Annotated in this window: 20 protein-coding genes; 9 read left to right on the forward strand and 11 right to left on the reverse strand. The window is 65.2% G+C overall.

Annotation, left to right across the window (positions count from 1 at the left end):
• Nucleotides 1-24: 24 nt before the first annotated feature.
• Nucleotides 25-951 carry a MarR family transcriptional regulator gene (locus tag HTZ84_RS21390; protein ID WP_174682670.1) on the forward strand — a complete coding sequence of 309 codons (927 nt, stop codon included), beginning with the start codon at nucleotides 25-27 and terminating at the stop codon, nucleotides 949-951.
• Between the two features lie 251 nt (nucleotides 952-1,202).
• A complete protein-coding gene (locus tag HTZ84_RS21395; RefSeq protein ID WP_174682671.1) occupies nucleotides 1,203-1,841 on the forward strand; it encodes a Fic family protein in 639 nt (212 codons plus the stop codon).
• A 208-nt stretch (nucleotides 1,842-2,049) separates the two neighbouring features.
• Here HTZ84_RS21395 and HTZ84_RS21400 read toward each other — a convergent pair whose 3' ends face one another.
• From HTZ84_RS21400 to HTZ84_RS21420, 5 genes are all read right to left on the reverse strand, one after another.
• Nucleotides 2,050-2,808, reverse strand: coding sequence for a protein sorting system archaetidylserine decarboxylase (locus tag HTZ84_RS21400; RefSeq protein ID WP_174682672.1), 759 nt, complete (start codon nucleotides 2,806-2,808; stop codon nucleotides 2,050-2,052).
• Between the two features lie 159 nt (nucleotides 2,809-2,967).
• Entirely contained in the window at nucleotides 2,968-5,064 is a 2,097-nt protein-coding gene (locus HTZ84_RS21405; RefSeq protein ID WP_174682673.1) for a PAS domain-containing sensor histidine kinase, read from the reverse strand.
• Between the two features lie 159 nt (nucleotides 5,065-5,223).
• On the reverse strand, nucleotides 5,224-8,064 hold the full coding sequence (locus HTZ84_RS21410) for a DEAD/DEAH box helicase (RefSeq protein ID WP_174682674.1): 2,841 nt from the start codon (nucleotides 8,062-8,064) through the stop codon (nucleotides 5,224-5,226).
• A 152-nt stretch (nucleotides 8,065-8,216) separates the two neighbouring features.
• Nucleotides 8,217-8,840: a hypothetical protein gene (locus HTZ84_RS21415; protein WP_174682675.1), complete on the reverse strand. Its 624-nt coding sequence runs from the start codon at nucleotides 8,838-8,840 to the stop codon at nucleotides 8,217-8,219.
• A gap of 135 nt (nucleotides 8,841-8,975) precedes the next feature.
• Complete coding sequence (locus HTZ84_RS21420) at nucleotides 8,976-10,310, reverse strand: aspartate aminotransferase family protein (RefSeq protein ID WP_174682676.1); 1,335 nt, start codon at nucleotides 10,308-10,310, stop codon at nucleotides 8,976-8,978.
• A 204-nt stretch (nucleotides 10,311-10,514) separates the two neighbouring features.
• On the opposite strand from HTZ84_RS21420, the gene HTZ84_RS21425 reads away from it, so the two are divergent.
• Entirely contained in the window at nucleotides 10,515-11,003 is a 489-nt protein-coding gene (locus tag HTZ84_RS21425) for an Lrp/AsnC family transcriptional regulator (RefSeq protein ID WP_174682677.1), read from the forward strand.
• A gap of 48 nt (nucleotides 11,004-11,051) precedes the next feature.
• Here HTZ84_RS21425 and HTZ84_RS21430 read toward each other — a convergent pair whose 3' ends face one another.
• Nucleotides 11,052-12,449, reverse strand: a complete 1,398-nt coding sequence (locus HTZ84_RS21430) for an APC family permease (protein WP_174682678.1) — start codon at nucleotides 12,447-12,449, stop codon at nucleotides 11,052-11,054.
• A 390-nt stretch (nucleotides 12,450-12,839) separates the two neighbouring features.
• Between HTZ84_RS21430 and HTZ84_RS21435 the strand changes: the two genes are divergently transcribed.
• Nucleotides 12,840-13,832, forward strand: a complete 993-nt coding sequence (locus HTZ84_RS21435) for a PGF-CTERM sorting domain-containing protein (RefSeq protein ID WP_394353300.1) — start codon at nucleotides 12,840-12,842, stop codon at nucleotides 13,830-13,832.
• A gap of 65 nt (nucleotides 13,833-13,897) precedes the next feature.
• On the forward strand, nucleotides 13,898-14,116 hold the full coding sequence (locus HTZ84_RS21440) for a hypothetical protein (RefSeq protein WP_174682680.1): 219 nt from the start codon (nucleotides 13,898-13,900) through the stop codon (nucleotides 14,114-14,116).
• Between the two features lie 8 nt (nucleotides 14,117-14,124).
• Here HTZ84_RS21440 and HTZ84_RS21445 read toward each other — a convergent pair whose 3' ends face one another.
• The 4 genes from HTZ84_RS21445 to HTZ84_RS21460 all read right to left on the reverse strand — a co-directional run bounded on the left by HTZ84_RS21445 (nucleotide 14,125) and on the right by HTZ84_RS21460 (nucleotide 16,411).
• Entirely contained in the window at nucleotides 14,125-14,262 is a 138-nt protein-coding gene (locus HTZ84_RS21445; RefSeq protein WP_174682681.1) for a hypothetical protein, read from the reverse strand.
• A gap of 90 nt (nucleotides 14,263-14,352) precedes the next feature.
• A complete protein-coding gene (locus HTZ84_RS21450) occupies nucleotides 14,353-15,051 on the reverse strand; it encodes a cytochrome c biogenesis CcdA family protein (RefSeq protein ID WP_174682682.1) in 699 nt (232 codons plus the stop codon).
• Nucleotides 15,048-15,602: a TlpA family protein disulfide reductase gene (locus HTZ84_RS21455; protein ID WP_174682683.1), complete on the reverse strand. Its 555-nt coding sequence runs from the start codon at nucleotides 15,600-15,602 to the stop codon at nucleotides 15,048-15,050. The genes HTZ84_RS21450 and HTZ84_RS21455 overlap by 4 nt, the downstream gene beginning before the upstream one ends.
• Nucleotides 15,603-15,604: 2 nt before the next feature.
• Entirely contained in the window at nucleotides 15,605-16,411 is an 807-nt protein-coding gene (locus tag HTZ84_RS21460) for an SCO family protein (protein ID WP_174682684.1), read from the reverse strand.
• A gap of 260 nt (nucleotides 16,412-16,671) precedes the next feature.
• Here HTZ84_RS21460 and HTZ84_RS21465 point away from each other — a divergent pair, with 260 nt between their 5' ends.
• Nucleotides 16,672-17,778, forward strand: a complete 1,107-nt coding sequence (locus HTZ84_RS21465) for a DUF7350 domain-containing protein (protein ID WP_174682685.1) — start codon at nucleotides 16,672-16,674, stop codon at nucleotides 17,776-17,778.
• A gap of 1,651 nt (nucleotides 17,779-19,429) precedes the next feature.
• Nucleotides 19,430-20,635 carry a Cdc6/Cdc18 family protein gene (locus HTZ84_RS21470; protein ID WP_174682686.1) on the forward strand — a complete coding sequence of 402 codons (1,206 nt, stop codon included), beginning with the start codon at nucleotides 19,430-19,432 and terminating at the stop codon, nucleotides 20,633-20,635.
• A 150-nt stretch (nucleotides 20,636-20,785) separates the two neighbouring features.
• Here the strand turns inward: HTZ84_RS21470 and HTZ84_RS21475 are convergent, their stop codons facing one another.
• Nucleotides 20,786-21,982 (reverse strand): aminopeptidase P family protein, encoded by a 1,197-nt coding sequence (locus HTZ84_RS21475; protein ID WP_174682687.1) that lies wholly within the window; start codon nucleotides 21,980-21,982, stop codon nucleotides 20,786-20,788.
• 215 nt (nucleotides 21,983-22,197) lie between these two features.
• On the opposite strand from HTZ84_RS21475, the gene HTZ84_RS21480 reads away from it, so the two are divergent.
• Both HTZ84_RS21480 and otsB read left to right on the forward strand, forming a co-directional pair.
• The gene (locus HTZ84_RS21480) at nucleotides 22,198-23,961 is read left to right on the forward strand and encodes an alpha,alpha-trehalose-phosphate synthase (UDP-forming) (protein ID WP_174682688.1); all 1,764 of its coding nucleotides are present in this window, start codon (nucleotides 22,198-22,200) and stop codon (nucleotides 23,959-23,961) included.
• 3 nt (nucleotides 23,962-23,964) lie between these two features.
• Nucleotides 23,965-24,849, forward strand: a complete 885-nt coding sequence (otsB, locus tag HTZ84_RS21485) for a trehalose-phosphatase (protein WP_174682689.1) — start codon at nucleotides 23,965-23,967, stop codon at nucleotides 24,847-24,849.
• The last annotated feature ends 16 nt before the right edge of the window (nucleotides 24,850-24,865 follow it).

A 24,865-nucleotide genomic window follows, 5' to 3' on the forward strand; every position in this document is an offset into this window, starting at 1 on the left:
ATTACCTTCGTACAATGTTACACCGTGCTCCGAAGTAGCGAACTCGAGGCCCTCGCCGCAATCGAACGGGGCGACACGATCGCCGACCTCGCGGCCAGACTCGAGCACAGCGAGAGCTACGTCTCCCGAGTCGTCGCGGACCTCGCCGCGAAGAACCTGCTCTACGCGGATCGCGACGGCCGCCGAAAGCGGGTCAGACCCTCCGACGGCAAAGCGGTCGCGGTGTACCGGGATCTCGTCCGGCAGTACTCCCACATCGACTTCCCCGAGCTACTGGCCGGGAAAGCCCTCGAGGTGTGCTACTACCTGGATCGACCGCGAACGGTCGCCGACATCGCCGCGCGGAGCGACAACTACCGCAATACCGTCAACCGCGTGCTCGCGCGTCTCCGGGACCGCGGGCTCGTCGGCAGCGACGACGGAACCTACAGCTTCAACGGGGACTTCGACCGACTCCACGAGTTCGCCCGCGAACTCGGTCACCATCTCCATCGACAGCGACTCGAGGCGGTCGCGCCGAGCGGGACGATTCTCTGGGCGGATCACGACGAGTTCCTGGCCCAGACCGCGACGGAGATCGACGCCGACGGCTTTCACGAGACCGGCCTCGCCCGATTCGCGGCCTTCGACCTCCAGTTCCTGCTGCCCGATCGTCGCTACTACTTCTACGCCGACGATCTGGAATCGATCCCGCCGGCGGACCTGTGCTGTCACACGCTCCTGATCGACGACGGCACTCGCCATCGCTCCTACTGCCTGCTTCTGCTCAGTCGCGTCGACGTCGACGCGGACGAACTCCGAGATCGGGCGACGGCGTACGGACTCGAGGACGAAATCGACGCCCTGTGTCGGTATCTCGAGACCGGTGGCGGCATCGAGGATGACCGTCTCCCTGACTGGGACGAGTTCCGAGAGCTGGCGACTGACTACGGAGTAGCGGTCACCTCATAATAACGGCTCACCGTGAACGACGGGATTGTATTCATTTCGAGTGCACTCAAATACGAACACTACATTTTACAACGGCTACACTACAGTAGTCTATAAATGAAGACGAACCGGTCTCTTGGGGAGATCGATAGGCATATTCTCCGATACTTGAAAACGGACTCACCGTCTACTCCGAAAGATATCAGTGAAATCGACTCCGGGAAAACGTCGTTCGTCTCCGCTGTCAGCAATTAGTCCGTGAAGATTTGGTGATGGGAATCACTCACGATCTCTATGGATTGTCGGATATGGGTAAAGAGTATGTGGATTCAGATAGGGACCTACAGGAATTTCGAGAACATATTTCCGATTCCGAAGTCGAGCGAATTACTGATTTTAGCGAGTTAGATCCTGAAGATATCAAGTGGCGAAACCGGGAGTATTTCAAAAATCCAGACCACAGATACGATCACGGGGATATTCTGTCGTACCACCAAGTTCAACATCAAATCTCAGTGGTTCGTAATGCCGATCTCGATCGAGTTATGAGAGAATTCCCCACGAAGGAACCAGTAACACAGCAATGTGCACATTGGGTACGGGCTATCGTCGGCTTGCATTTCTTTCCTGACGCCAATCACAGAACAGCAATGGCGACATTAAATCTTCTCTTAGGTTTAAACGGAATCGAACGATTCAGATGGAAAGATGATCAGTACAAAACAGCGATCTTCAAGTCTAAATTGCTTCGAAAGTACATCATCGATGTTCGATTCGATAATCTGTGGAGTAAAGACGAGCTATATTATCTCTGGCACCGCTATTTCGTAGACCAGTTCTATGATATCGCTGACTTTAGTCACCACTCGCCGGACTACGAAAGACTGGACCAAGCGTTAGAAGAACTGTGATTAGTCCTGGGAGCGCTCTTCATCCAACTGAACTTCTCCCATAGCAACGTAGGCATCGTAATTTTCCTTCTCATCTTCTCGCATTAATTTCCGAGCTAGTTGTCCCATCGTTACTGATCTACACCCAGATTAGAGGCTTGTCAACTTAGCCTTTGTTATCAGCATCAAAATAGGATCTCATCTGAGCCAATTTCCTCCACGAAACACGTTAAGCGGGCGACTCGTCGCCGCCCTCGTCCTCGAGGTCCCCGAAATCGACGTCTGAACCGGCCCCGAGATCGATCTCGCCGCCAGTTGGCGCGCCGCTCTCGAGCACCACCGTCTCACCGGCCGTCATCGAGTCGCCTTTCTCCACCGAAATATCCTCGAGGTCCACCTCTGGGGGAAAGAGCACGTCCACCCGACTCCCGAACGCGATGTGGCCCAACCGCTCGCCGCGCTCGAGGTCGTCGCCGGGCTCGACGTAGGGGAAGATCCGGCGGGCGAAGGCGCCGGCGATCAGCGTCACTTCGGCGTCGAAGGCCGGTTCGTCGGGCCTCGAGTGCGGGTCCTCGTCGTCCCTCTCGTCGGCGTCGGGCAGGTTCGACGACTCGGTCTCGCAGCGGACGTGGACCCGTTCGTTCCGATCGGACTCCTTCGAGAACGCCGGTCGGTTCGCGCCGGAGACGTGCTCGAGGTCCGTCACCGACGCGTCGAACGGCGAGCGGACGACGTGGACGTGCCAGACGTTCATGAAGACGCCCAACCGAACGCGATCGCCTTCCTCGCGGAGCACCGAGACGGTGCCGTCGGCCGGCGAGACGACGCCCGTCGGCGGCGGGGTGCGGTCGGGATCGCGGAAGAACGCGAGGGTGCCGGCCCCCACCGCGAGGGCGATGAGGCTCACCGTCGCGCTGAACAGCAACGCGAACGGCGCGGCGAGCAAGGCCGGGATCGCGTACTTCCAGGCCCCGGGAGCGAAGTTCATACGGACATACACGCGATCGATTCGTATGGCCGTTACGGTGCCCCGCGGCCGCTCCGGGACGCTACCGCCCGCGTCACCGCCGAGACCCGCCGGTCTGCACACCATCCAAAACAGTACTGACGACCCCACCCTCGAGACGATGACGCCGTCCCCGAGCCGCTACACGTCCGTCTCGGCTCGAGGCAGGGTAAACGAGAACGTCGCCCCCTCGCCTGATTCGGCGTCGACCCAGATCTCGCCGCCGTGGCGCTCGACGATGCGCCGACAGAGCGCGAGGCCGATGCCGGTCCCGTCGTACTCCTCGCGGCTGTGCAGCCGCTGGAACACCTGAAAGATCCGGTCGGCGTCCTCGGGGTCGATTCCGATCCCCTCGTCTTCGACCGAGACCCGCCACCTTCGGCCACACCGTTCGGCCTCGAGGTGCACCCGCGGCGGCTCGTCCCCCGAATACTCGATCGCGTTCGACAACAGGTTCTGCAGTAACTGCCGGAGCTGCGTGGGATCGCCGCGGACGGTCGGCAGCGACTCGGCGGTGATCTCCGCGTCGGACTCCTCGAGCATCATCTGCAGGTCCGTCAGGACGTCCTCGAAGACGGCCTCGAGATCGACGGGCTCGAACGGTTCGCCCTGCGTGTCGATCCGGGAGTACTCGAGCAGGCCGTCGATCATCTCGCGCATGCGCTCGGCGCCGTCGACCGCGAACTCGATGAACTCCCGCCCGTCCTCGTCGAGCTCGTCGGCGTACCGACTCTCGATCAGCCCCAGATAGCTCGAGACCATCCGCAGGGGTTCCTGGAGGTCGTGGCTGGCCGCGTAGGCGAACTGCTCGAGTCGTTCGTTCGAGGCCTCGAGCTCGTCGACCGTCTCGCTCAGTTGGCGTTCGTACGCCTGGCGTTCGAGCGCGGTCGCGATGATCGTCGCGGCGCTCTCGAGGAAGTCGACGTCGTGGTCGGCGAACTCCCCGTCTCGGTCGTCGTAGGCGACGAGGACCCCCCACGGGTCGGTGATCGGGCCGATCGTCACGCCGAGCCCGCTGTGGATCCCCTCGTCGGACAGGTGGGGCGCGTCGATCCGGTCGTCGGTCGCGACGTCCTCGACGACGATCGGCTCGTCCGACGCGAGCGTGGCGCCGGCCAGCGACTCGGTCGACGCCGACCGCTCGCACTCGCGTTCGAGCAGGGGCTCGTCGCAATCGGTGGTCGCGCGAACCCGAAAGGCGTCGTCGTCCGAGCCGGCCATCCGGATGCCGACATCGGTCGTCGGAGCGCCCGGTCCGACCGTCCCGGGGGCGGTTCCGATGCTGTCGTACTCGAAGGCGACGCAGCAGTCGACCTCGAGGGCCGCGCTGGCGAGTTCGGTCGCCTTCTCGAGGAGGTCGTCGGCGTCGCCCTCCTCGAGCGCGTGGCGGCCGAGGTAGGCGATCGACTCGAGCTGGGCGACCTTGGCCTTGAGCGTCCGTTCGGCCTCCTTTCGCGGCGAGATGTCCCGAAAGAGCCCGACGAAGTAGCGGTCGCCGTCGTAGGTGAAGTCGTTGAGCGAGACGCCCAGCGGGACCTCGTGACCCGACTTGTGCTGCCCGGGCAGCTCCACGTAGGTCCAGTTTAAGTTCCGCTCGCCGGTCTCGAGGTAGTTCTGCAGGGCGTCGAGGTGGGCCTGTCGCAGCCGCGGCGGGATGATGTTGACCTTGCTCGAGCCGACGAGTTCGTCCGGGTCGTGGCCGAGAATCCGTTCGACGGCGGGGTTGGCGTACTGGACGTCGCTGTTCGTATCGAGGATGATGATGCCGTCGGGGAGCGCGTTGGCCAGCGCCTGAAACGTCCGGCCGTAGGTGAGATCCGAGTCGGAAACCGACTCCGTGGAGGTCGGCCGCCGGTTGACGACGCCCGCGAGGTGGGGGCCGTCGTCGGTCTCGCGGACGTCGAGGTGGACGGTGACGACGATCGTCGTCTCCGCGTTCGTCCGGAGCGAGAACTGCTCCGAGAGCGGGCCCGCATCGGCCGCGTCGTCGACCAGCGACTCGAGCGTCGGCTCGTCGTCCGCCGTGAGCTCCGTGAACGACGTTCCGACCAGCTCCGAGCGGTCGTGGCCGGTCAGCGACGCGAAGGCGTCGTTGACCGCGGCGATCGTTCCGTCCGCTCCGACGCGAAAGGCGGCGACGTCCGCCGCACCGAGCAGGTCCCCGGTGGCGAATCCGCTCGAGAACACCTGCTGGTCCGTATTTCCGGCGGAGGGCGTCGATGGAGGGCCCGATCCCATTGCCCGTCCTTTGCCGGTCGCAATAATAAGGACTGGGTTCGCGAGCCGCACTATCCCTTGGCAATCTAACCGCTTTGGGCCCGAAACGATCGATGAGGCGGCGCCGGTTCGATCAGGGCCGGCCGCACCGACGCCGGCGAGCGGCGGTCGACATCCGGTTCAGTCCCAGAACGACTGGGTGCGCGCGTACTCGCGTTCCTTCGAGAGGATGTCGCGGTAGAACTCGTCCTCGTCCTCCCGGAGCTTGTTGATGATCTGGGCGGCGTTGTGCGGGCCGACGCCGCGGGCCGCCATCGCGATGACGGCCTGCTTGCCGTGGCTCTGGACGAGACTCGCCGACCGGTAGGCGCGCTCGGTCATCTTCTCCTGCTCCTCGTCTTTCTCCGCGGCGCGGACCGCGTCGACGACCTCGTCGGCCCACGGGTTCAGCGCCGCGATCCGGGTCGAACCGCAGTTCCCGCACTCGGGCTGGTCGGCCACGCGGCGGACCTTCGTCTTCACCTTCCACTCCTTGCAGTGGGTACACAGCAGGATGATCCGATCGTTCTGCAGGCGCTCGCGGACCGTGTTGATGACGCTCGCGTCGGCGTTCTCCGGTGCCAACAGCTCCTTCCCGCCCGAGGAGCGGCCGCCCTGCCCGACCGGCGTCCGCCCGCGGTGGGTCACCAGTTCGATCTCGCCCGACTGGATTCCCTCGAGGACCGCGCTCGCCCGCTCGACGTCCAGATCCTCGTGGAACACCTCGCGGATCGACTCCCGGTACATCGGCGTGTCCTCCAGGGCCGCGAGCAGCCGCTCGTTCGAGAGCCGGCCGGAACCGTCGCTCTGCCAGCGCTTGAGCGCGCCGAACTTCGCCGAGACCTGCGCCAGCCGGAAGGCCAGCGCGTCGGAGTTCTTCAGCCCGAGTTCGACGATCGCCTCGACGTGGCCGGGATCGGTCTCCTCGAGCACCGCCAGAATATCGCTGGTCGCGATCGAGTTCGGCACCTCGAGTTCGATCCGGTAGGGATCGGTCTCCAGCCCCACGGAAGAGCCCGCCTGCTGGCCGAGCAGCGAGGAGAGCACGCGACCGAGCGTCTCGTTGGCCGTGTGGCCGAAGGGGGCGTTCAGGACGACGGTCCGACCCCGGCGCTCTAAGACGAGCCGGTCGGCCGTCGGCATGGGCGCCTCCGCGTCGACCTGTCGCTCGAGTTGCTCGCAGGCCTCGGTCAGCGTGTACTCGTCGCCGGGATACCGGCCTGACAACTCGCGGCCGACCGCGGCGGCGTCCGCACCAGCCGATAACTGCGGCTCCGCGACGGCCCGAATCTCGCCGACCTCGCCAGCCACCGCGGCGGGGACGGGGATCTCCTGGCCGATCCACGACGGCACCTCGCCGGCGGGGTCCTCGATCGGGCTGACCTTGACGCGGGCCTCCTCGTCGTCGATCTCGGCGATGCGCCACATCTCGCCGCGCTGGATGAAGACCTCGCCGGGCTGGGCGAAGTTGACGACGAACCGCTCGTCTAAGGTCCCGATCTGTTGGCCCGAGGCGATGTCGTGGACCTCGTAGGTCTCCTCGTCGGGGATCATCGAGAGGTTCGAGTAGACGTACTGCCAGGTCCCGCCGGTCGTCTCGAGGCGGTCCTCGCCCTCGTCGAACCAGACGATCCGGTTGCGGTGGAGCTCCGAGGCGACCTCGCGGACCGTCTCCTCGGGCACGTCGCGGAACGGATACGCGCGCGTGATCGTCTCGTAGGCCTCTCGAAAGCGGGTGTCGCCGCGGCTCTGGACGATCCCCGGGATCTGGTTGGCCACGACGTCAAGGCTCCCCTCGTGGATCGCGGCCGGTTCGACCTCGCCGTCGCGGGCCCGGCGGGCGATCGAAAGCGCCTCGAAGGTGTCGTCCGGCCGGGTCGTGACGATGGTGCCGCTCGAGACCTCGTCCTGTCGGTGCCCCGCCCGTCCGATTCGCTGCAGCAATCGCGTCACCTGCCGCGGGCTCTTGTACTGGACGACGTGGTCGACCCGACCGACGTCGATTCCCAGTTCCATCGAGGACGTACAGAGCAGCCCGTCCAACTCGCCCGCTTTGAACCGATCCTCGACCTCGATGCGGGCCTCCTTCGAGAGCGAGCCGTGGTGGACCCCGATCGGCAGGTCGAGTTCGTTGAACCGCGATCCCAGCGCCTCCGCCGTCTGTCGCGTGTTGACGAATATCAAAGACGACTCGTTCTCGGCGACGATATCGCGAATCAACCGGACGTGGCTGGCCGTGTCCGGTTCGGTCATCAGTTCGCCCGCGAGCCGCTCGTCCTCGTCGGTGATCTCCGGGTTGCGAACGGCGACGTCGACGTTGCTCCCGACGTCGATCTCTCGAATCTCGCAGGGACGGCCGCCCGTCAGGAACTGGCCGACCTCCCCCGGATCGCCCACCGTCGCAGAGAGACCGATCCGCTGCATGTCGCCGGCGAGGTCGTGCAGCCGCTCGAGGCCGATCGCCAACTGTGCCCCCCGCTTGGAGGCCGCGAGTTCGTGGACCTCGTCGATCACGACGTGGGAGACGTCCTGCAACGCCTCGCGCAGCCGCTCGCCGGTGAGCATCGCCTGAACGGTTTCGGGGGTCGTGACCAGGACGTCTGGCGGGTCCTCGGCCTGTTTCCCCCGCTGGTACTGGGTCGTGTCGCCGTGGCGAACGTCCACCTCGAGATCTAAGTACTCGCCCCACCACTCGAGGCGCTCGCGCATGTCGCGGTTGAGCGCCCGCAGCGGGGTGATGTAGAGCGCGCCGAACCCCTCCGGCGGCCCTCCCTCGGCGACGAGGTGGTCGAAAACGGGCAACATCGCCGTCTCGGTCTTGCCGCTCCCGGTCGGCGCGATCACGAGCGTGTGCTGGCCGGCCGACAGCGGCGGAATCGCCAGTCGCTGCGGTGCCGTCGGCGTCGAGAACCCGCGTTCGGACAGCGCCCCGCGAACGGTCGATCCGAGGTGCGTAAACGCCGCGACGTCGCCCTCACTCATCACTGCGCGCTAGGGGCGAGACCCGGATAAGCACCACGTTCCCGGTCAGACCGGCTGGCGTTTCGACGGCCGGTCGAGGGACTCGAGCATCTCGCACAAATTCGACCGCGGGGACGACGCGCACCGCGCGTTCGGCACGCCGGCGAACACCGCTACTCCTCGTCGGCGTCCGATTCGTCCGCCTCTGATATCTCCGACTCGTCCGTCCCCGACGCCTCCGTCTCCGATTCGTCAGCGTCCGCTTCTTCGCCGTCCACGTCGTCGACCAGTTCCTCGACGTCCTCGTCGACCGCCATCTCGCCCGGTTCGGCCGGTTTGTCCTGAATCTCCTCGCTGGTTCCCGAGGAGACCTTGGTGGGCGACGGCTCGTCGGCGAGGTCGGCGTTGACGTCCGACTCGTCGATCGGTGCGGCGTCGCCGATATCTGCGGACTCCGCGCCGCTGTCGGCTCCCTCGGAGCCCTCGCCTTCGTCGGACCCGCGGCCGCCGATCGGAATCGGCTGCGACTCCGTGGGCACGGCCGCCGCGACCCGCTCCTCGACCGCGTCCGGGACGGTGGCCGCGGTCCGCTCGCGAACCGACTCGAGCGGCGCGTCGACGCCCCCGCCGTCGCCCGACGAGCGAAGTCGCGAGAGGACGTACGCGACGGCGGCGGTTCCGACGGCGACGAGCAGGAACGTTCGAACGGGCGACTCGCTCGGGGCGGATTCGGTCGCGTCCGGTGTCGATTTACGCGTCGATTGGTCGGTCTCGCCGGCGGCGGATCGAAAGCGCATCGAACGGCGTACGGACTCGATCCCGAAGTCGGTTCGGCCCGCGGACGCAAGCGCTCCGTCGTCAACGTCGACTCGGCGACGGTGGGTATCGGCGATGGTCGACGTCGCCGATGACTGAGATCGCCTTCCGAGCGATCAGGTCGCCGCCTCGAGCGCCGACCGGAGCCCGTCGAGAGCGACCTCGAGCTGGTCGCGCGTGATCGTCAGCGGAGGCTGGAACCGCATGACGTTCTTGTAGTAGCCGCCGACGCCCATGACGACGTTCGACTCCTCGCGGAGGTGTTCGCTGACGGCGGCGGCGAGGTCGGCGTCCGGTGCCGGGGCGACGTTCTGGGGCCCCGTCGTTCCCGGTTCGACGAGTTCGACGCCCCACATCAGGCCGAGGCCGCGGGTCTGACCGACGACGCCATATTCCTCCTCGAGGGCCGCGAGTTCGTCGCCGAGCCACTCGCCGCGCTCGCGGGCGTCGTCGACGATCCCGCCCTGTAGTTCGTCGATGGTCGCCAGCGCGGCGGCGCAGGCGACGGGGTTGCCGCCGAACGTCGAGAGGTGATCGCCGGACTCGAAGGCGTCGGCGATCTCCGCGGGCGCGGTGAAGGCGCCCAGCGGGAGCCCGTTCGCGATGCCCTTCGCCTGCGTCAGGATATCGGGCTCGACGTCGAAGTGTTCGCTCGCGAATAGCTCGCCCGTCCGACCGTACCCGGTCTGGACCTCGTCGAGGACGAGCAGGGCGCCGTGGTCGTGGGTGATCTCTTGAACCCGTTCGAGCCAGCCCTCGGGCGGGACGATGATACCGGCCTCGCCCATTACCGGTTCGACGACGACCGCGGCGAGGTCGCCGCTCGTGTGCGAGCCGATGACCCGCTCGAGTTCGTCGGCGCAGTCGGCGTCGCACTGCTCGCCCTCGCAGCGCGGGCAGCGGTAGCCGTACGGCGGCGCCGTGTGAGCGACGTCGTTGATCGTCGGCGCCATTCCCTGTTTGTACGCCTTGTTCCCCGTCAGGGCGAGGCTCCCCAGCGTCCGACCGTGGAACCCCATCTCCAGGGCGATGACCTCTTTGGAGCCGGTGTACTTCCGCGCCAGCTTGATCGCACCCTCGACGGCCTCCGTCCCGGAATTACAGAAGAACGACTTCTGCAGATCACCCGGCGTCACCTCAGCGATCCGCTCGGCGAGGTCAGCGACCGGTTCGTTCGGGTGGACGTACGAACAGCCGTGAACGAACGTGTCGAGTTGTTCTTTCGCCGCGTCGACGACGGCCTCGTTCCCGTGACCGACGTTGGTCACCGAGATCCCAGAGAAGACATCGAGATACTCGTTGCCGTCGGCGTCCTCGAGCGTACAGCCCGAAGCGCGTTCGACGGGAACGTTCAGCGACTTCCAGATCGGCGTCACGTAGTCGTCGTAGGCCGCGACGACGGACTCGTTCGACGACCGTCCGCCGGCCGAATCGGTTTTCTGTTCGGACATACCATACACTTCTGGACTGCATACTAATAAAATATATTGTGTAGGATGCAGTTCAGTTCAGCGGCCGCCACCGCCGTTCTCGATCCGCGGCGATCGACGCGAGGAAGCCGCCCGCGACAGACCCATTGAACTGAGTCCGACTTTCGGCCCGAAACGGAGGCAGCGTTCGAACATTGTTTATTGCCGTATTTCATTGGTTAGGACATGGACGAGCGAAACGTGCGTATCCTGCAGGCCGTCGCGGAACTCGGAACGGGAAGTCCCGACGAGATCGCGGAGTACACGGACATTCCGAAGTCGACCGTCCACTACCGACTCTCGAAACTCAAAGAGGACGGCGTCGTGACCAACGACCTGCTGGACGTCGACCTCGAACAGTTAGGGCTCGATATCACGGTCGTCACCGAAGTGACCGCGGAGTACGACGAGCAGTATCACGAGGAGGTAGGCGAGAAACTCGCCGACATCGAAGGCGTCAATCAGGTGTATTTCACGATGGGGGACACCGATTTCATCGTCATCTCACACCTGTCCGACCGGAAGATGGTCCACCGTCTCATCAGCGATTACGAGTCGATCGACGAGGTCGTCCGGACGAGTTCCCAGTTCGTCGTCGAGACGGTCAAGAACGAGTCCTATCCGCTGAACGACTTCGAGTTCGACACGCTGATCGAGGCCGTCGACGACGACTAACTGCGCCGCGAGCGATCGCCGAACGACGGCTCGGAGACGCCCGCGGTCCTACTCGAGTTCTTCCGTTTTCAGGTCCGCCAGCTCGAGGTCCGAGTCCGTCGACGAGACCCCGTACAGCACCGCGCCGAGTACCGCCCAGAGGAGGACGATCGCCCACTCGTAGGGCCAGACGAGCGCCGACGGACCGCCCGGGAGGTAGAGGCCGATGAACACGGCCGTCAGGACCAGTCCCGCGGCGCCGAACGCGTAGCCGAACGGGAGCTCCAGCGGTCGGTTCAGTTCGGGCTCCCGGTAGCGGAGGACGAAGAACGAGATGACGACGAGGAACCACGCGACGACGAGTCCGAGGCCGCTCGCGTTGACGATCCAGACCAGCATCTGTTCGCCGAACAGCGGCGCGAAGATCGAGAGTCCGCCGATGAGGACGACGGCCGTCGACGGGGTGTTGTACTCCGGATGGAGCGAGCTGATCCGTCGCGGAATCATCCCGGAGTCCGAGAGCGCGAAGACGGCGCGGCTGGCACCGAGGAGGAAGGAGTTCCAGCTCGTCAGGATGCCCGCGATACCGGCCAGCGCCATGATACGGCCGATCAGCTGACTGTCGAAAATCGCTTCCATGGCCGCGGCGGCCGGCAGCGGGCTCTCGACGAGTTCGGCGCCGGGCATCGCCTGGCCGGACGCCCAGATCACGCCGATGTAAAACAGCGCGGCCAGACTTACCGACGCCGGAATGAGGAGCCCGATGAGACGCGGCGAGACGTCGGCCTCCTCGGCGGACTGCGGAATGACGTCGAAGCCGACGAACATGAACGGCGTCATGATCGCGACCGTGGCGACGCCGGCCGTTCCGACGGACGACAGCGGCGGGTTCGCCTGTGACTGGCCGTTGAACAGGGCCCCGACGACGAGCATGACTCCCGCAAGGCCGATGACGAGCGTCAGCAGCGTCTGGAACTGTGCCGCCGGTTTGACGCCCCGGTAATTGAGTGCGGTCATCACGATCGCACCGAGGCCCCCGACGACGATCCACGACGCGTACACGGGTTCGCCGGCGACCGTCCAGAGCTCGAAGACGTTGAATCCGGGTACGATGTACGCCATCGCCGAGGGGAGCGCGACGACTTCGAAGACGACCACGCCGACGTAGCCGAGGACGAGCGACCACGTGCATACGAACGACCAGAGCGGGCCGAGCGCGCGGAAACTGTACACGTGTTCGCCGCCGACGAACGGCATCGCCGAAGCGAGCTCTCCGTAGATCAGTCCGACGACACTGACCATGATCGCGCCCGCGACGAAGCCGAGCACCGAACCGGACACGCCCGCCTCGTCGATCCAGAACCCCGTCTGAATGATCCATCCCCAACCGATCATCGCGCCGAACGCGAGCACGAAAAGATCTTTCTTCGTCAAGATCCGCTCGAACTCACTGTTGTGTTCTGCCATACCACTCAGTGGCAAACAACCGGTGTTAAGTTTAACTATATTAGATACAGAGAGACCTTGTTCGGCTATCTGTATTTTTGCTAGACTCTATACAACAACCGCGTAGACGCTAACTGACCGAAGCGACGAAACGAACGGGTCGGCCGCTCCAGAAACCGGATCACACCGCGCCGCGGTAGCCGGGTTCGGATAGCGACCGGTTTCGGCGACTGTTATCGTTTCAGTGACCGCCTACTTTCCGTAGCCGGCCGATACCGGTCGGGTATGCGGCGTATATAAAGAACGACCGATTCGGTACCTCGATTCGATGATCTATATCGAAGGGGGACAGTCATCGTCCCAAACTGGTAACGGAATCGACCGCCCGAGGTTCGAAGCCAGAGGGGGTGAGTGACCGTGGTCGGAACGCGCGGCCGCGACCGTTCGAACAAGCGGAACGCGCTCCTCGCGCTCGGTCTCGGACTGGCCGTGGTCTGGATCCTCGTCGCAGCGGCCGGGACCGCCGGCGCCGTCGATCAGACCGCCAATGAGACCGTCTCGGAAGAGGCGTACGTCGAGCCGGCGCCCGAGGAAGGCGAACTGTACTACGAGGCCAGCAACGGAGACTGGGTCAGCTACGTCAACCCGCGAGACGAGTACCGGTCGCCGTATCTCGGCGACGGCTCCGGGAAAATCGGCGTGACGCTGCTCAACGAGGCGGGCGAGCCGATCGTCGGCGAAACCGTTCCCAACACGACCGTCACGATTCCGACCGGCGAGACGACGTCGTGGCACTCACACGCCGACCCGGTGACTGTCCAGCTTCCGCTGACCGAGCACTACGATCGACCGCTCGACGCCGACCAGTTCGGCACGACCGACGATCTCCCGCAGGGCGACGGCTACATGGACTCCCACACCATCGAGATGCACGGCCACCCCGAGAACGCGACGATCGAGTACGGCGAGGCGCAAGTCAGCGGCGAGCACGCCGACAAGATCGAGGTCGTCGGCTACATCCAGAAGGCCCACGACACGTGGGAGACGGACATCGACCCGCTCGAAGCCGCCGAGCCCTACGAGGAAGCCGGGGGCGGTTGGACCTACGAACCCGACGGCTCGCACGGCCAGGTCATCGTCGTCCTCCAACTCGACGGCGACGTGACGGGTGCCGACGGCGGCTCCGCCGTTGACGACGGCACGAACGACGGCGACACCAATTCGACCGACGGCGAGAATACCAGCGATCCCGACAACGAGACCGAAACGTCGCCCGCGGACGAGACGAACGGCGACGACGGGGGCGACGACGACGGGAGCAGCGAGATGCCCGGGTTCGGCGTCCCCGCGGTCGTCGTCGCGCTGACGGCCGCGGCGCTCGTCGCCGTCCGGCGGGCGGGCTGACGCCGTCCGGTCCGTTCGACACCCAACCAGTGCGATTTTTGACGGTGCGCTCGAGAGGAGGGGACATGACAGCTCCGAACGACTCGGACGAGCCGCAGGTACCGATCGTCTGCCCCGAGTGCGAGACGACCTCCCGCGTGTCGCTGCCGGACGTCGCCGACGCGGTCGAGCGACACAACGCGCAGCTCCACGACGGCGAGGACGTAGCGACCGTCGATCCCGACATCGCCGAACGCATCGCTGACTTGGCCGCCGACGATCTCGGATTGCTCGAGGAGCCGTAATCCAACGGCTACCGTCCCAGAAGACTGCGCAGGCGCTCGAGCAGCGAATCGGACTGCGACGTCGCGGACGAGTCGTCCCGTTTCGTCACGATTCCGTCTTCGTCGGGCGAGTCGTCCAGTCGAACGTCGGGTCGTTTGGAGTCCATCCTTCTTAGATAGGGACACGAGCGCAACGACGGCTTGCCTTGCGTGTGAATGGGGACGGCGAAGACGAACGCTTGCGGCCACGCCGGCCGCTACCACGGCACAGTCGGCACCGAAATGACGTCGAGGACGACGACGGCGAGGTACAGCTGGCCGAGTCCGGCGACGATCATGACGACGCCCGCGAGTCGCTCGAGGAGCCTGCTGTACGCGGCCAGTCGGCCGGCGCCGGCGACCAGCCCCATCCCCGTCGCGACGGTCAGCGAGACCATCAACATGACGATGCTGCCGACGTAGGTGCCGACGACCAGCGCCGCCGAGACCGGCGGGAGCGAGACCGCCTGTGCGACGACGCCGATAAACAGCGGCGCCACGCAGCCCGCCGCCGCCAGCGCGTAACCCGCGCCGAAGACCGCGAAGCCGAGCACGCTCGAGCGGCGTTTCGGTAAGGTCACCGAGAGCGAGGGAGCCCGGTCGAAGAGGATCAACACCCCGAACGCGATCAGGATCGCGCCGACGATCGGTTCGAAGAGGACGATCCCCGAGAGCCGCGAGTGGCCGACCCAGTAGGCGGCGACCAGGAGGGCGGCGAACGTCCCGAGGACGCCGAGCCCGGCCACGAGACCGCGACCGAGCGCGCCGGACAGGGACGCCTCGTCGCCCTCCGTCTGGCTCACGTAAAAGCCGACGTACCCCGGCAAGAGGGGATACGAACACGGCGAGAAGAACGTCGCGATCCCCGCGGTCAGCGCGAAGGCGATCGGCGTGAGCAGCGACGCGTCGGAGATCATGCCGATTCGACGTCGCTTTCCGCGATTGCCCGTTCGATCCCGTCGACGAGTTCGTCGGCGCTCTTGATCCCCGTACCGGACCACTGCACGACGCCCCCGTCGTCGAGGGCGACGGCCCGGGGCACGCCGCCGGGGTATTCCGAGGTGAGTTCGGCCGAGGGATCGACCCCCACCGTCCAGCTCCCGCCGTGCTCGTCCCACCAGTCGGCCAGTTCCGCCTCGGGGATCGACTCGTTGGTGACCGAACAGAACAGGACCTCGTCGCCGAACTGCGCGGCGGCCTCGCCGAGCGCCGGCATCTGTTCGATACAGGGCCCACACCAGGTGCCGAAGAAATCGACGAACGTCACGCGACCCAGGTCGGGGATCGAAATCGTTCCGGCGTCGCTTCCGGGCGCGTCGATCGTCTCGATCTCGATCGGTTCGCGCGAGTCGTCCTCGTTCTCGTCGAGGAGGCGATCGACCGACGGGAGCCCGTACACCGCCGCGGCGCCGCCACCGACGACTACGCCCGCGCTACCCAGTCCAGCGAGGAGTTCTCGCCGGCGCATCCTCACTCCACCCCGACGACCGTGCCGACGTCCTCGAGGAGCTGGTCTTTGGTCACGGCCATCTCGGACTGGACGGCTTTCGGATAGGCGCGCTCGACGTAGCCGTCCTCGTTGACGAGCGTGATCCGTTTGCTGTGGACGATTTCGGTGTGACCGGCGTGGGCGCCGTCGCCGTGACTCTCGTTGCCGTCGTGGCTCTCGTTGCCGCCGTGGTTCCCGTCGTCGTGACTCTCGTTGCCGTCGTGACCGTCGTCCTCGGCGCTTTCGTCGCCGTCGTTCGCCTCGTCGGCGGTCGTGATCGGCATGCCGAACTTCTCTTCCATGATCTGTTTTGCCTCCTCGTTGGTTTCGGGCCGGAGGAAGTGGAAGTTGTCGGCCTCGTAGTCGAGGTGCTGTCCCTCGGCGTGGTCCTTCAACGCCTCGGCGGTGTCGTTTTTCGGATCGAACGTGAACGCGAGCAGGGCGATATCGTCCGCGTAGTCGCGCTCGGCGGCGTCTTCCTGGACCCACTGCAGCCGCGTCAACAGCGCCGGACAGACGCCGTCCGGACACGAGGTGTAGAAGTACGTCAGCAGGAAGGACCGTTCGCCGACGAAGTCCTCGAGCGAGACGGTCGTTCCGGCGACCGGGTCGGGAATCGAAAACGACGGGAACTCGTCGCCGTGGCTCGGATAGCTGGGATCGGACGGATGATCGTCGGCCGGTTGGAGGGCCGTGTTGCTATCTCCGAGACCCAAACTGTTGAGACAGCCGGCGATACCCGCGAAACCTGCGACTCCGAGTGACCCGAGATACGTCCGCCGTTCCATACGAGAGACGTAGCAGCGCGCGATCAAAGGTTCGTTGGTTCACTCACCGAATACGGCGCGCAACGACACGGATCGGCACGGATCAACGCGGCACGCCGGCGGCGGCTCGACCGACGCCGACGGGCTGATCGACAGCGGTGGACGTCAGTGACGAACCGACCACTACGCGCGTATGAAAAGTACTATCGAAGAACCTCGAGTCCGCGATTCGAGGGGTGAACCAACAGGGGTTTTGCGGCTGCCGCTCCAAGACGCGGACGATGAACCGTCGGGCCTTTCTCCGTGGTACGGCCGTCGCCGGTACCGCCGCGGTCGCCGGCTGTCTCGAGCGCCTGGGTTTCGAAGAGGAGTCGGCGTGGGACAACCCGCCGCTCGTGGAGGATCGCCCCGACGCGGTCTACCTGCCCTCCAGCAAGGAGGAGATGGGCCACTACGGTCGCGCGAGCGACGGCGAGTACGCCGTCGAACTCTCCTATACGATTCCCCACCGGTTCTGGACCGTCTCCGGCGACACTCAGCGGATCGACGTGGACACCGACGACAGCATGCACCTCATGCTGACCGTCTGGGACGAGGAGACGGACACCATCCTTCCGGTGAATACCGACCTCGAGCTCCGGCGCGACGACGGCTCGGTCGTCGAACGGCTGACGCCGTGGTCGATGCTCTCCCAACGGATGGGGACCCACTACGGCGACAACGTCACGCTACCCGAGGAAGGAACCTACACCGCCCGCGTGCGGGTCGGTCCGGTCACGACCGAGCGGACCGGCGCGTTCGAGGGTCGGTTCGAGGAGACGAGCACGCTCGAGGTCGAGTTCGAGTTCGAGCGCTCGGACATTCACGACCTCGAGTTCAATATGGTCGACGAGGAGCGGCGGGGCGCCCGCGAGGCCCACGAACTGATGGATCCCAGCGGACACGACCACGGCGGCCACGACGAGCACGGCCCCGGGCACGCCCCGACCTCCGACGGGCCGCCAGTTTCGGACCTACCCGGCGAACGGCTCGGGACCGAACGCAGCGCGGACGCGAAGATCACCGCGATCCGGGCGAGCGACGATCGGGTGGCCGGCGACGGCGACTATCTCGTCGTCTGCCCCCGAACGCCGTACAACGACGTGAGCCTCCCGTCCGCGACGCTGAGCGCTACGGTCGAGCGCGACGGAACGACCGTCCTCGAGGGCGAGTCGCTCGCGGAGACGATCGATCCCGAGTTCGGCCACCACTACGGCCTGGATCTCGAGCGCCTCGAGAGCGGCGACGAACTCACCGTCGCCGTCGACCGTCCGCCACAGGTAGCGCGCCACGACGGCTACGAAACCGCGTTTTTCGACTTCGACGACGTGCAGTATACCGTCTCCTAACGCGATCAGTGGACGGAACGACTGCGGCCCGTTCCGAACTGTTCAGTTCGTGTAAATTCGATACTACAGTAGTGAAACGATTGAAATCTGATGCTGAGCGAACGTACGGTTGGTATAACTATGCGGAATTCTCCCCAATCTCGGATGCATGTCCCAGTCAAACCGCTCAGAGATGCGTATCGGTTGTCCCGAGTGCGAGGCAACGGTCAACGCATCCGTTCCCCCTGGGCCGGGAATCCACGACGATCGCACCGCGAACCGACTGCAAGGTCGGGAGACGGCCTGTCGGAACTGCGGTCACGAACTCGAGCTCTACTACTACTGACCGATAGCGGCGACGTCGATCGACGTCCCCACACCGGTAGTCGTCCCTCTAACTCACACACCACGTTTCCGGTGAAATAACACGCCGCTGAACGGTCGATTCTCGAGGCGGTGCCGCGCCGCGGGCGGCCTCGCAGTGACACACCACGTTTCCGGTGAAGGTGGGACGGCGGAGCGCGAGGACGGTATTGAGGAGATGGATGGACGGAAGATCGTAACACCCCCTCACGGACACACCACGTTTCCGGTGAACGCACTTTCGGTGAATAATCGAGTGGTGAATAATCGAGTAGCAAATCCGGATGTCCGCTCGAGCAGTACGGTCTCGAGCCAGTTCGGATCGATTGGTTAGTTCAAGCACAGGTGGTGCTCGAATTGCGAATTGTGAACAGATATCGTGATAACGGTCGTACTGCCAGCGCGCGCACACCACGTTTCCGGTGAAACGCGATGAGAAGGGGCGGGGGGAAGAAAGGAGAGACACACACCACGTTTCCGGTGAAAGAGGGTTCGAAGGGGGAAAAGAACTGAGCGTTTCAGAGCGAGAGAGAATAGAACGGGTTGCCTAAGATTCGAGGGAAAAGAGACTATTCAGAAGATATTCCTGGCGACTTGTAGATTTGTCTGCACTTACGATAGGATTCAGACAACAGTTGGAAGTTGTTTTCCGGATCCCTAGTGTCACGGTTTCCTTTCCTAGCATATCAATAACTATAATACACTGCACAGTAAAAAGTCCATTGAGTAGAAAACAGATGAAGAAAGTCGACGTTAGTCGACGACAGCTCTTTCACCGGAAATCCTCTCATTGCTTTGTCGCTTCGTGCAGAAGATACCTCTAAAGCGTCGATAGAATCCTCCATACGGTTCCCGTCGGCTTCCTTCTCGGTGCAGTCCTTCTCTGGTCTTCTCTCGAGTCGTGTTGGGACCACCGATCTGACTCGAGCAGCTGTCACGATCGGAAGGCGGCACGAATTCGCGTCTAGCGAGCCTATCGAATACCCTCTACGGCCGGCATACCGGCCGTATTACCGCTGATACGCCGGTATACTGATCGCTCTACGCTGCTCCTCTCCGTCGCAAGTTCGACACCACACCGAGTTTCCGATGAATCTCAACCCCCGTTTCAACTGGAACCCCCTCCCCCGATTTTCCCCGTTCACCGGAAACGTGGTGTGTGTGTCTTCGCCCGCCGATTCCGCTACCCTAACTACTATATAATCGCTTGAAACGCTCTCTTTCGCCCGTAATTTACCGTTGTGAGCGACGAACCCACCTCGAGTCCAAACAATAAAGACGTTTCACCGGAAACGTGGTGTCTACGATCATGTCGAGTTCCGGCGACGACCTGTTTACCCGTGACGACCCCATCTTCGAGAACAAGGAGCTGCTCGAGATCAACCACCTCCCGGAGGAGGGGCGGATCGTCGGCCGGGACGACGAGATCGCCGATCTCGCCAACGCAGTCAACCCGGCGATCTTCGGGCAGAGTCCGAGCAACCTGCTCATCTACGGGAAGACGGGTACCGGCAAATCCCTCTGTGCGAAACACATCTCCGAACGGCTGGTCCGCGTCGCGACGGAGGAAGGCGTCACCGCGGAGTTCGCCTACGTCGACTGCGCCCAAGACAGCACGGAGACGCAGGCGGTCCAGACGATCGCCCACTCGCTGAACGATTCCGACCGGACCGACATCAAGATCCCCGACAAGGGGCTCAGCACGTCGACCTACTACAAGCGCCTCTGGACGGTGCTGGACTCCCAGTACGAGGTCGTCCTCATCATCCTGGACGAGGTCGACAAGCTCGACGACGACGACATCCTCATGCAACTCTCGCGCGCGGGCGAGGCCGGCAAACTCGAGAACTGCAAGATCGGCGTTATCGGGATCAGCAACAAGATCAAGTACAAGGACCGGATGGACGAGCGGGTCAAGTCCAGCCTCTGCGAGCGGGAGTTCGTCTTCCCGCCCTACGACGCGAACCAGCTCCGGGACATCATGCAAGCTCGCAGCGACGCGTTCAAGGACGGCGTCCTCGAGCCCTCGGTCATCCCCCGGGCCGCGGCGCTGGCGGCCCGGGAACACGGCGACGCGCGGAAGGCGATCGACATCCTCCGCTACGCCGGCGAGATCGCCCAATCGAACGGCAGCGAAACGGTTCGCGAGGAGTACGTCGTTCAGGCCCGCGAACGGGCCGAGACCGACCGGTTCCGGGAACTCATTCGGGGATCGACGCCCCACTCCCGGTACGTCCTGCAAGCTCTCGCAGTTCTCGCGCTCAACACGCCCGACGAGGACGGCTTTCGGACGACCAGAATCTTCGACGTCTACGAGGAGATCTGTCGGCAGGAGGGATCGGACACGCTCTCCCTGCGTCGCGTCCGCGACCTCCTGAAGGAACACGCGTTCCTCGATATCATCGAGCAGTCCCGCCAGAGCGGCGGCAGCGCCGAGGGAAGCTACACCGAACACCAACTGCTCGAGGATCCGGACGTCGTTCGGAAGGTGCTCGTCGAGACCGACGACGCGTAATCGTCCCTTCGCGACGCACCGACGTCCGTCGGCAGTCAGGCCGGCTTCCCGGCCGTTTCAGTGGAAATCCGGTGTCGGTTCCGATGGCGAGCCGCGCCGGATTCAGTGGAAACGCGGTGTGTTTTCAACGGAAACTCGGTGTCTCCGCGCTTACTGAACGCCGCTCCCGGTCTCCCAGCCGCGCGGCGACTCGTTCAGTCGCTCGGCGCCGTCCTCGGTGACGACGACAAGGTCCTCGATCCGGACGCCGAACTCGCCCTCGAGGTAGATCCCCGGTTCGACGCTGAAGACCATCCCGGGCTCGAGTTTCCGGTCGTTGTCCGCGACGATGTAGGGCGGTTCGTGGACCTCGAGGCCGACGCCGTGTCCGGTTCGGTGGACGAATTCGTCGCCGTAACCGGCGTCCTCGATGACCGATCGCGCCGCCCGATCGACCGCGCCGGCGGTCGCGCCGGGTTCGACAGCTTCGACGGCGGCCCGATGGGCCTCGCGGACGACCTCGTGTACCCGTTCGTACCGATCGTACTCGTCCCCGGGCGCGTCGCCGACGACGATCGTTCGCGTCTGATCGCCGGGGTAGCGGCCGGTTCCGTCCTCGAGGTCGGCGTCGACGAACGCCCCGAAGTCCAGCACGATCGGATCGCCGCGTTCGATCTCCCGGTCGCCGCTGTGGTGGTGGGGTCGGGCGCCGTTCGGTCCCGACGCGACGATCGTCTCGAACGCCGGATCGCCGCCGCCGTACTCGGCGAGCAGCCGCTCGATCTCGCTCGCCAGCTCCGCTTCCGTCCGCCCGACCAGTTCGGTCCCGCGCGAACGGATTTCGAGCGAAACGCGGTCCGCGATTTCCCCGGCCCGTCGGAGCGCCTCGAGTTCGACGTCGTCCTTCCGGATCCGGAGGTCCTCGAGAACGCGACTGGCGAGGTCGAACGTCGCCGCCGGCGCACACGCCCGCAGATCCTGCGTGAACGTCGCCCACATGCGGTCGTCGACGAGGATCGTCGGCGCGTCGCCGTCCCGCGACGAGCCGGGATCCCCGTCGCCCGCCGGCAGTAGCTCCGCCAGCACTGCCTCGATCTCCTCGAGCGGGTCGTCATCGTCGTCCCACAGCCGTACCGCCAGCGTTTCGATCGGCAGCGTCCGAAGTTGGGCATCGTACATCGCCGGCGCGACGACGACCGGATCGCCGACCCGCGGGACGAACAGCAACAGGTGGCGTTCCGACGGCGATTCCTCGAAGCCGGTCAGGTAGGTGAGATTCGGGCCCGGCACGAGGGCGGCCAGCGCGGCGTCGACGCGCTCGAGTCGGCGCTGACACGCCTCGAGACGGCGTTCGAACGGGGATCGCATACGCGGGGATTCGGCCGGCCGCGGAAAGAACGTTCGGTCGGGACGGCGGTCCCGCTCTCGAGCCGGAGTACCGACGCGAATTGATACTGCCGCGACCGGCCGGAAATCGCCGTGCAGCGCCCGTCAACGGATATCGATAGGTAGCAGCGCCTATATGACTCCCATGCGGTTGCAGGCCGCGAACCGACCCGGGACGAGGTTGTCAATAGCAGCGAATGCGATCTATCGATGCGCGGTTGCCGTCGACGCATCCGAGCAATCGTCAGTTACGGACGGACGGATACGGCCGTTCGACTGCGGATTCGCGGTCCGACGGGTCCGTCTGTCCCGGTTCTCTAATCGTCGTTTCGAACCGCCAGCCGTACCGCCACGAGTACGATACGGCGTCCGAAGACTCCGGTGGCGACGGCGACCGATCGACCGGTACGTCGTCGATTACGGTCGACGAGCCGACGGGCGGTCTGACGGCCGGTCTCGATCCCGTTGTCCAGGCCTCCGAGGGGACCTGGATCGCCTGGGGCGACGGCGAGGCCGACTTCGACGTCGCCGACGACGACGGCTGTATCGCGGTGCCGCCGGACGACGAGTCGTACACCCTCCAGCGGATCGATCTCTCGGAGGAGGCGGTCGACTCCTACTACTACGGGTTCAGCAATCGCGTGCTCTGGCCGCTCTGTCACGGCTTCGTCGATCTCGTCGAGAACCGATCGAACGATTTCGAGTGGTACCGGACGGTAAACGAGCGCTTCGCCGACGCAGTGGCCGAACACGCCGAGGCCGACTCGATCGTCTGGGTCCAGGACTACCACTTCGGCCTCGCGCCGCGGATGATCCGGGAGTCGGTTCCCCGATCGACGACCGTCGCCCAGTTCTGGCACATTCCGTGGCCGACGCCGGCCTCGTTCCAGCACTGCCCGGCCGGCCGGGCGATCCTCCAGGGTCTGCTCGGCAACGACCTGCTCGGCTTTCACGTCGACCGCTACGTCGAACGGTTCCTCGACTGCGTCGAGCGATACCTGCCGGGGGCAGACGTCGATCGGACCCAGCGAACCGTCGCCTACGGCGGGGAGACGACGCGGATCGTCGCGACGCCCATGGGCGTCGACGCGCCGACTCACGACGGGAACGCGCGGGCGGTCGAGTCGGACCAGCTGTCGTCGCTGTTCGACCGCTACGACATCTCCCGCGAGAACGTCATCGGACTCGGCGTCGACCGCCTCGATTACTCGAAGGGGATCCCCGAACGGCTGGCCGCGATCGAACGGCTCCTCGAGCGCAATCCGGGGTGGCACGGCGAGTTTACGTTCCTCCAGACGGCGACGCCGTCCCGGACCGATATCGACGCCTACCAGCGCCACGGCGACCTCGTCAGGAGCGAAGTGACGCGAATCAACCGGCGGTTCGGAACCGACGACTGGGAGCCGATCGTCTACACCGAAGACTACCTCTCGAACGAGGAACTGTCCGGGCTCTATCGCCGCGCTGACCTGATGGTCGTGAGCCCCCTGGTCGACGGGATGAACCTGGTCGCCCAGGAGTACGTCGCCGCGAGCGTCGACGGCGACGGTGTGCTCGTCCTGAGCGAGGGAACCGGAGCCCACGAGCGGCTCGGGTCGCACGCGCTGACGATCGACCCGACCGACGTCGACGGCTTCGCGTCGCAACTCGAGGCGGCGGTCACGATGGCGCCCCGCGAGCGCCAACGCCGGATGAACACGCTCCGAAACCGCGTCTTCGACGGCGACCTCGAGTGGTGGATGGAGACCCAGTTCGACTGGATTCGCCGGGTCCACGCCGATAAACGACGTGACGGCGGGGCTCGCGGCTCCGGCTCCGACTCCGATCCCGATCGCGGTCCCGGTTCCGACGCCGGTTCGGATACCGACGCGGGCCGGAGCACCGACCGCGTCGGCGACTCCCGATCGGAGTCCCGGTCGAACTCGGACGGTGACACGAACGAACACCCCTCGACAGCGTGATCGATGTCGGACGATACCCCTCCCCGTCCGGTCGACGAGGCGCGGGACCGGATCCGGTCGCGACTCGCCGCCGGCTCGAGGCTGTGTTGCTGTCTGGACTTCGACGGCACGCTCGCGCCGATCGTCGAGGACCCCGACGCGGCGGCGCCGACGGCGGAAAACGAAGCGGCGGTCGCGTCGCTGTCGGCCGATCCGGCGGTCTCGACGGCGATCGTCAGCGGTCGCGCGCTGGCCGACGTTCGCGAGCGCATCGACGGCCCGTCAATCTACGCCGGCAACCACGGGCTCGAACTCGAGCGAAACGACTCGCTCGCCGTCCACCCGGTCGCGCGCAAACGCGCCGCGCGCATCGACGAGGTGTGCGGGATCCTCGAGTCGGTGCTCGCGCCGATCCCGAACGCCCGAATCGAAAACAAGCGATTGACCGGGACGGTCCACTACCGATCCGTGCCGCCGGCGATGCGGCCGATCGTCCAGCGGCGGACGCACGCGGTCGTCGACCGGTTCGGCGGCGACGCCCTCGAGGTGTCCTCCGGGAAGCGCATCCTCGAGATCGGGCCGTCGATCCCGTGGGGGAAGGGGAACGCGGTCGCGTTGATCGCGGCCGATATGCCGCCGGGGGCCGTCCCGATCTATATCGGCGACGACGTGACCGACGAATCGGCGTTCCGGACCGTCGAATCCGACGGGATCGGGATTCGCGTCGGCGGCGACGAGCCGTCGGCCGCCTCCTATCGGCTCGACTCGCCCGACGCCGTCGCTCGATTCTTGGAGTGGCTCGCATCGATCACGACCGAAACCCTCGAGCGGACCGAGTCGCAAGCGAGTACGCCGGCCGGAGCCGCGATCGCGGTCGACGGGTCGACGGATGATTACTCCGGGTCCTAAGCGATATCGAGAACAC

The sequence above is a fragment of the Haloterrigena gelatinilytica genome (genome assembly GCF_013342145.1).
GTDB lineage: Archaea > Halobacteriota > Halobacteria > Halobacteriales > Natrialbaceae > Haloterrigena > Haloterrigena gelatinilytica.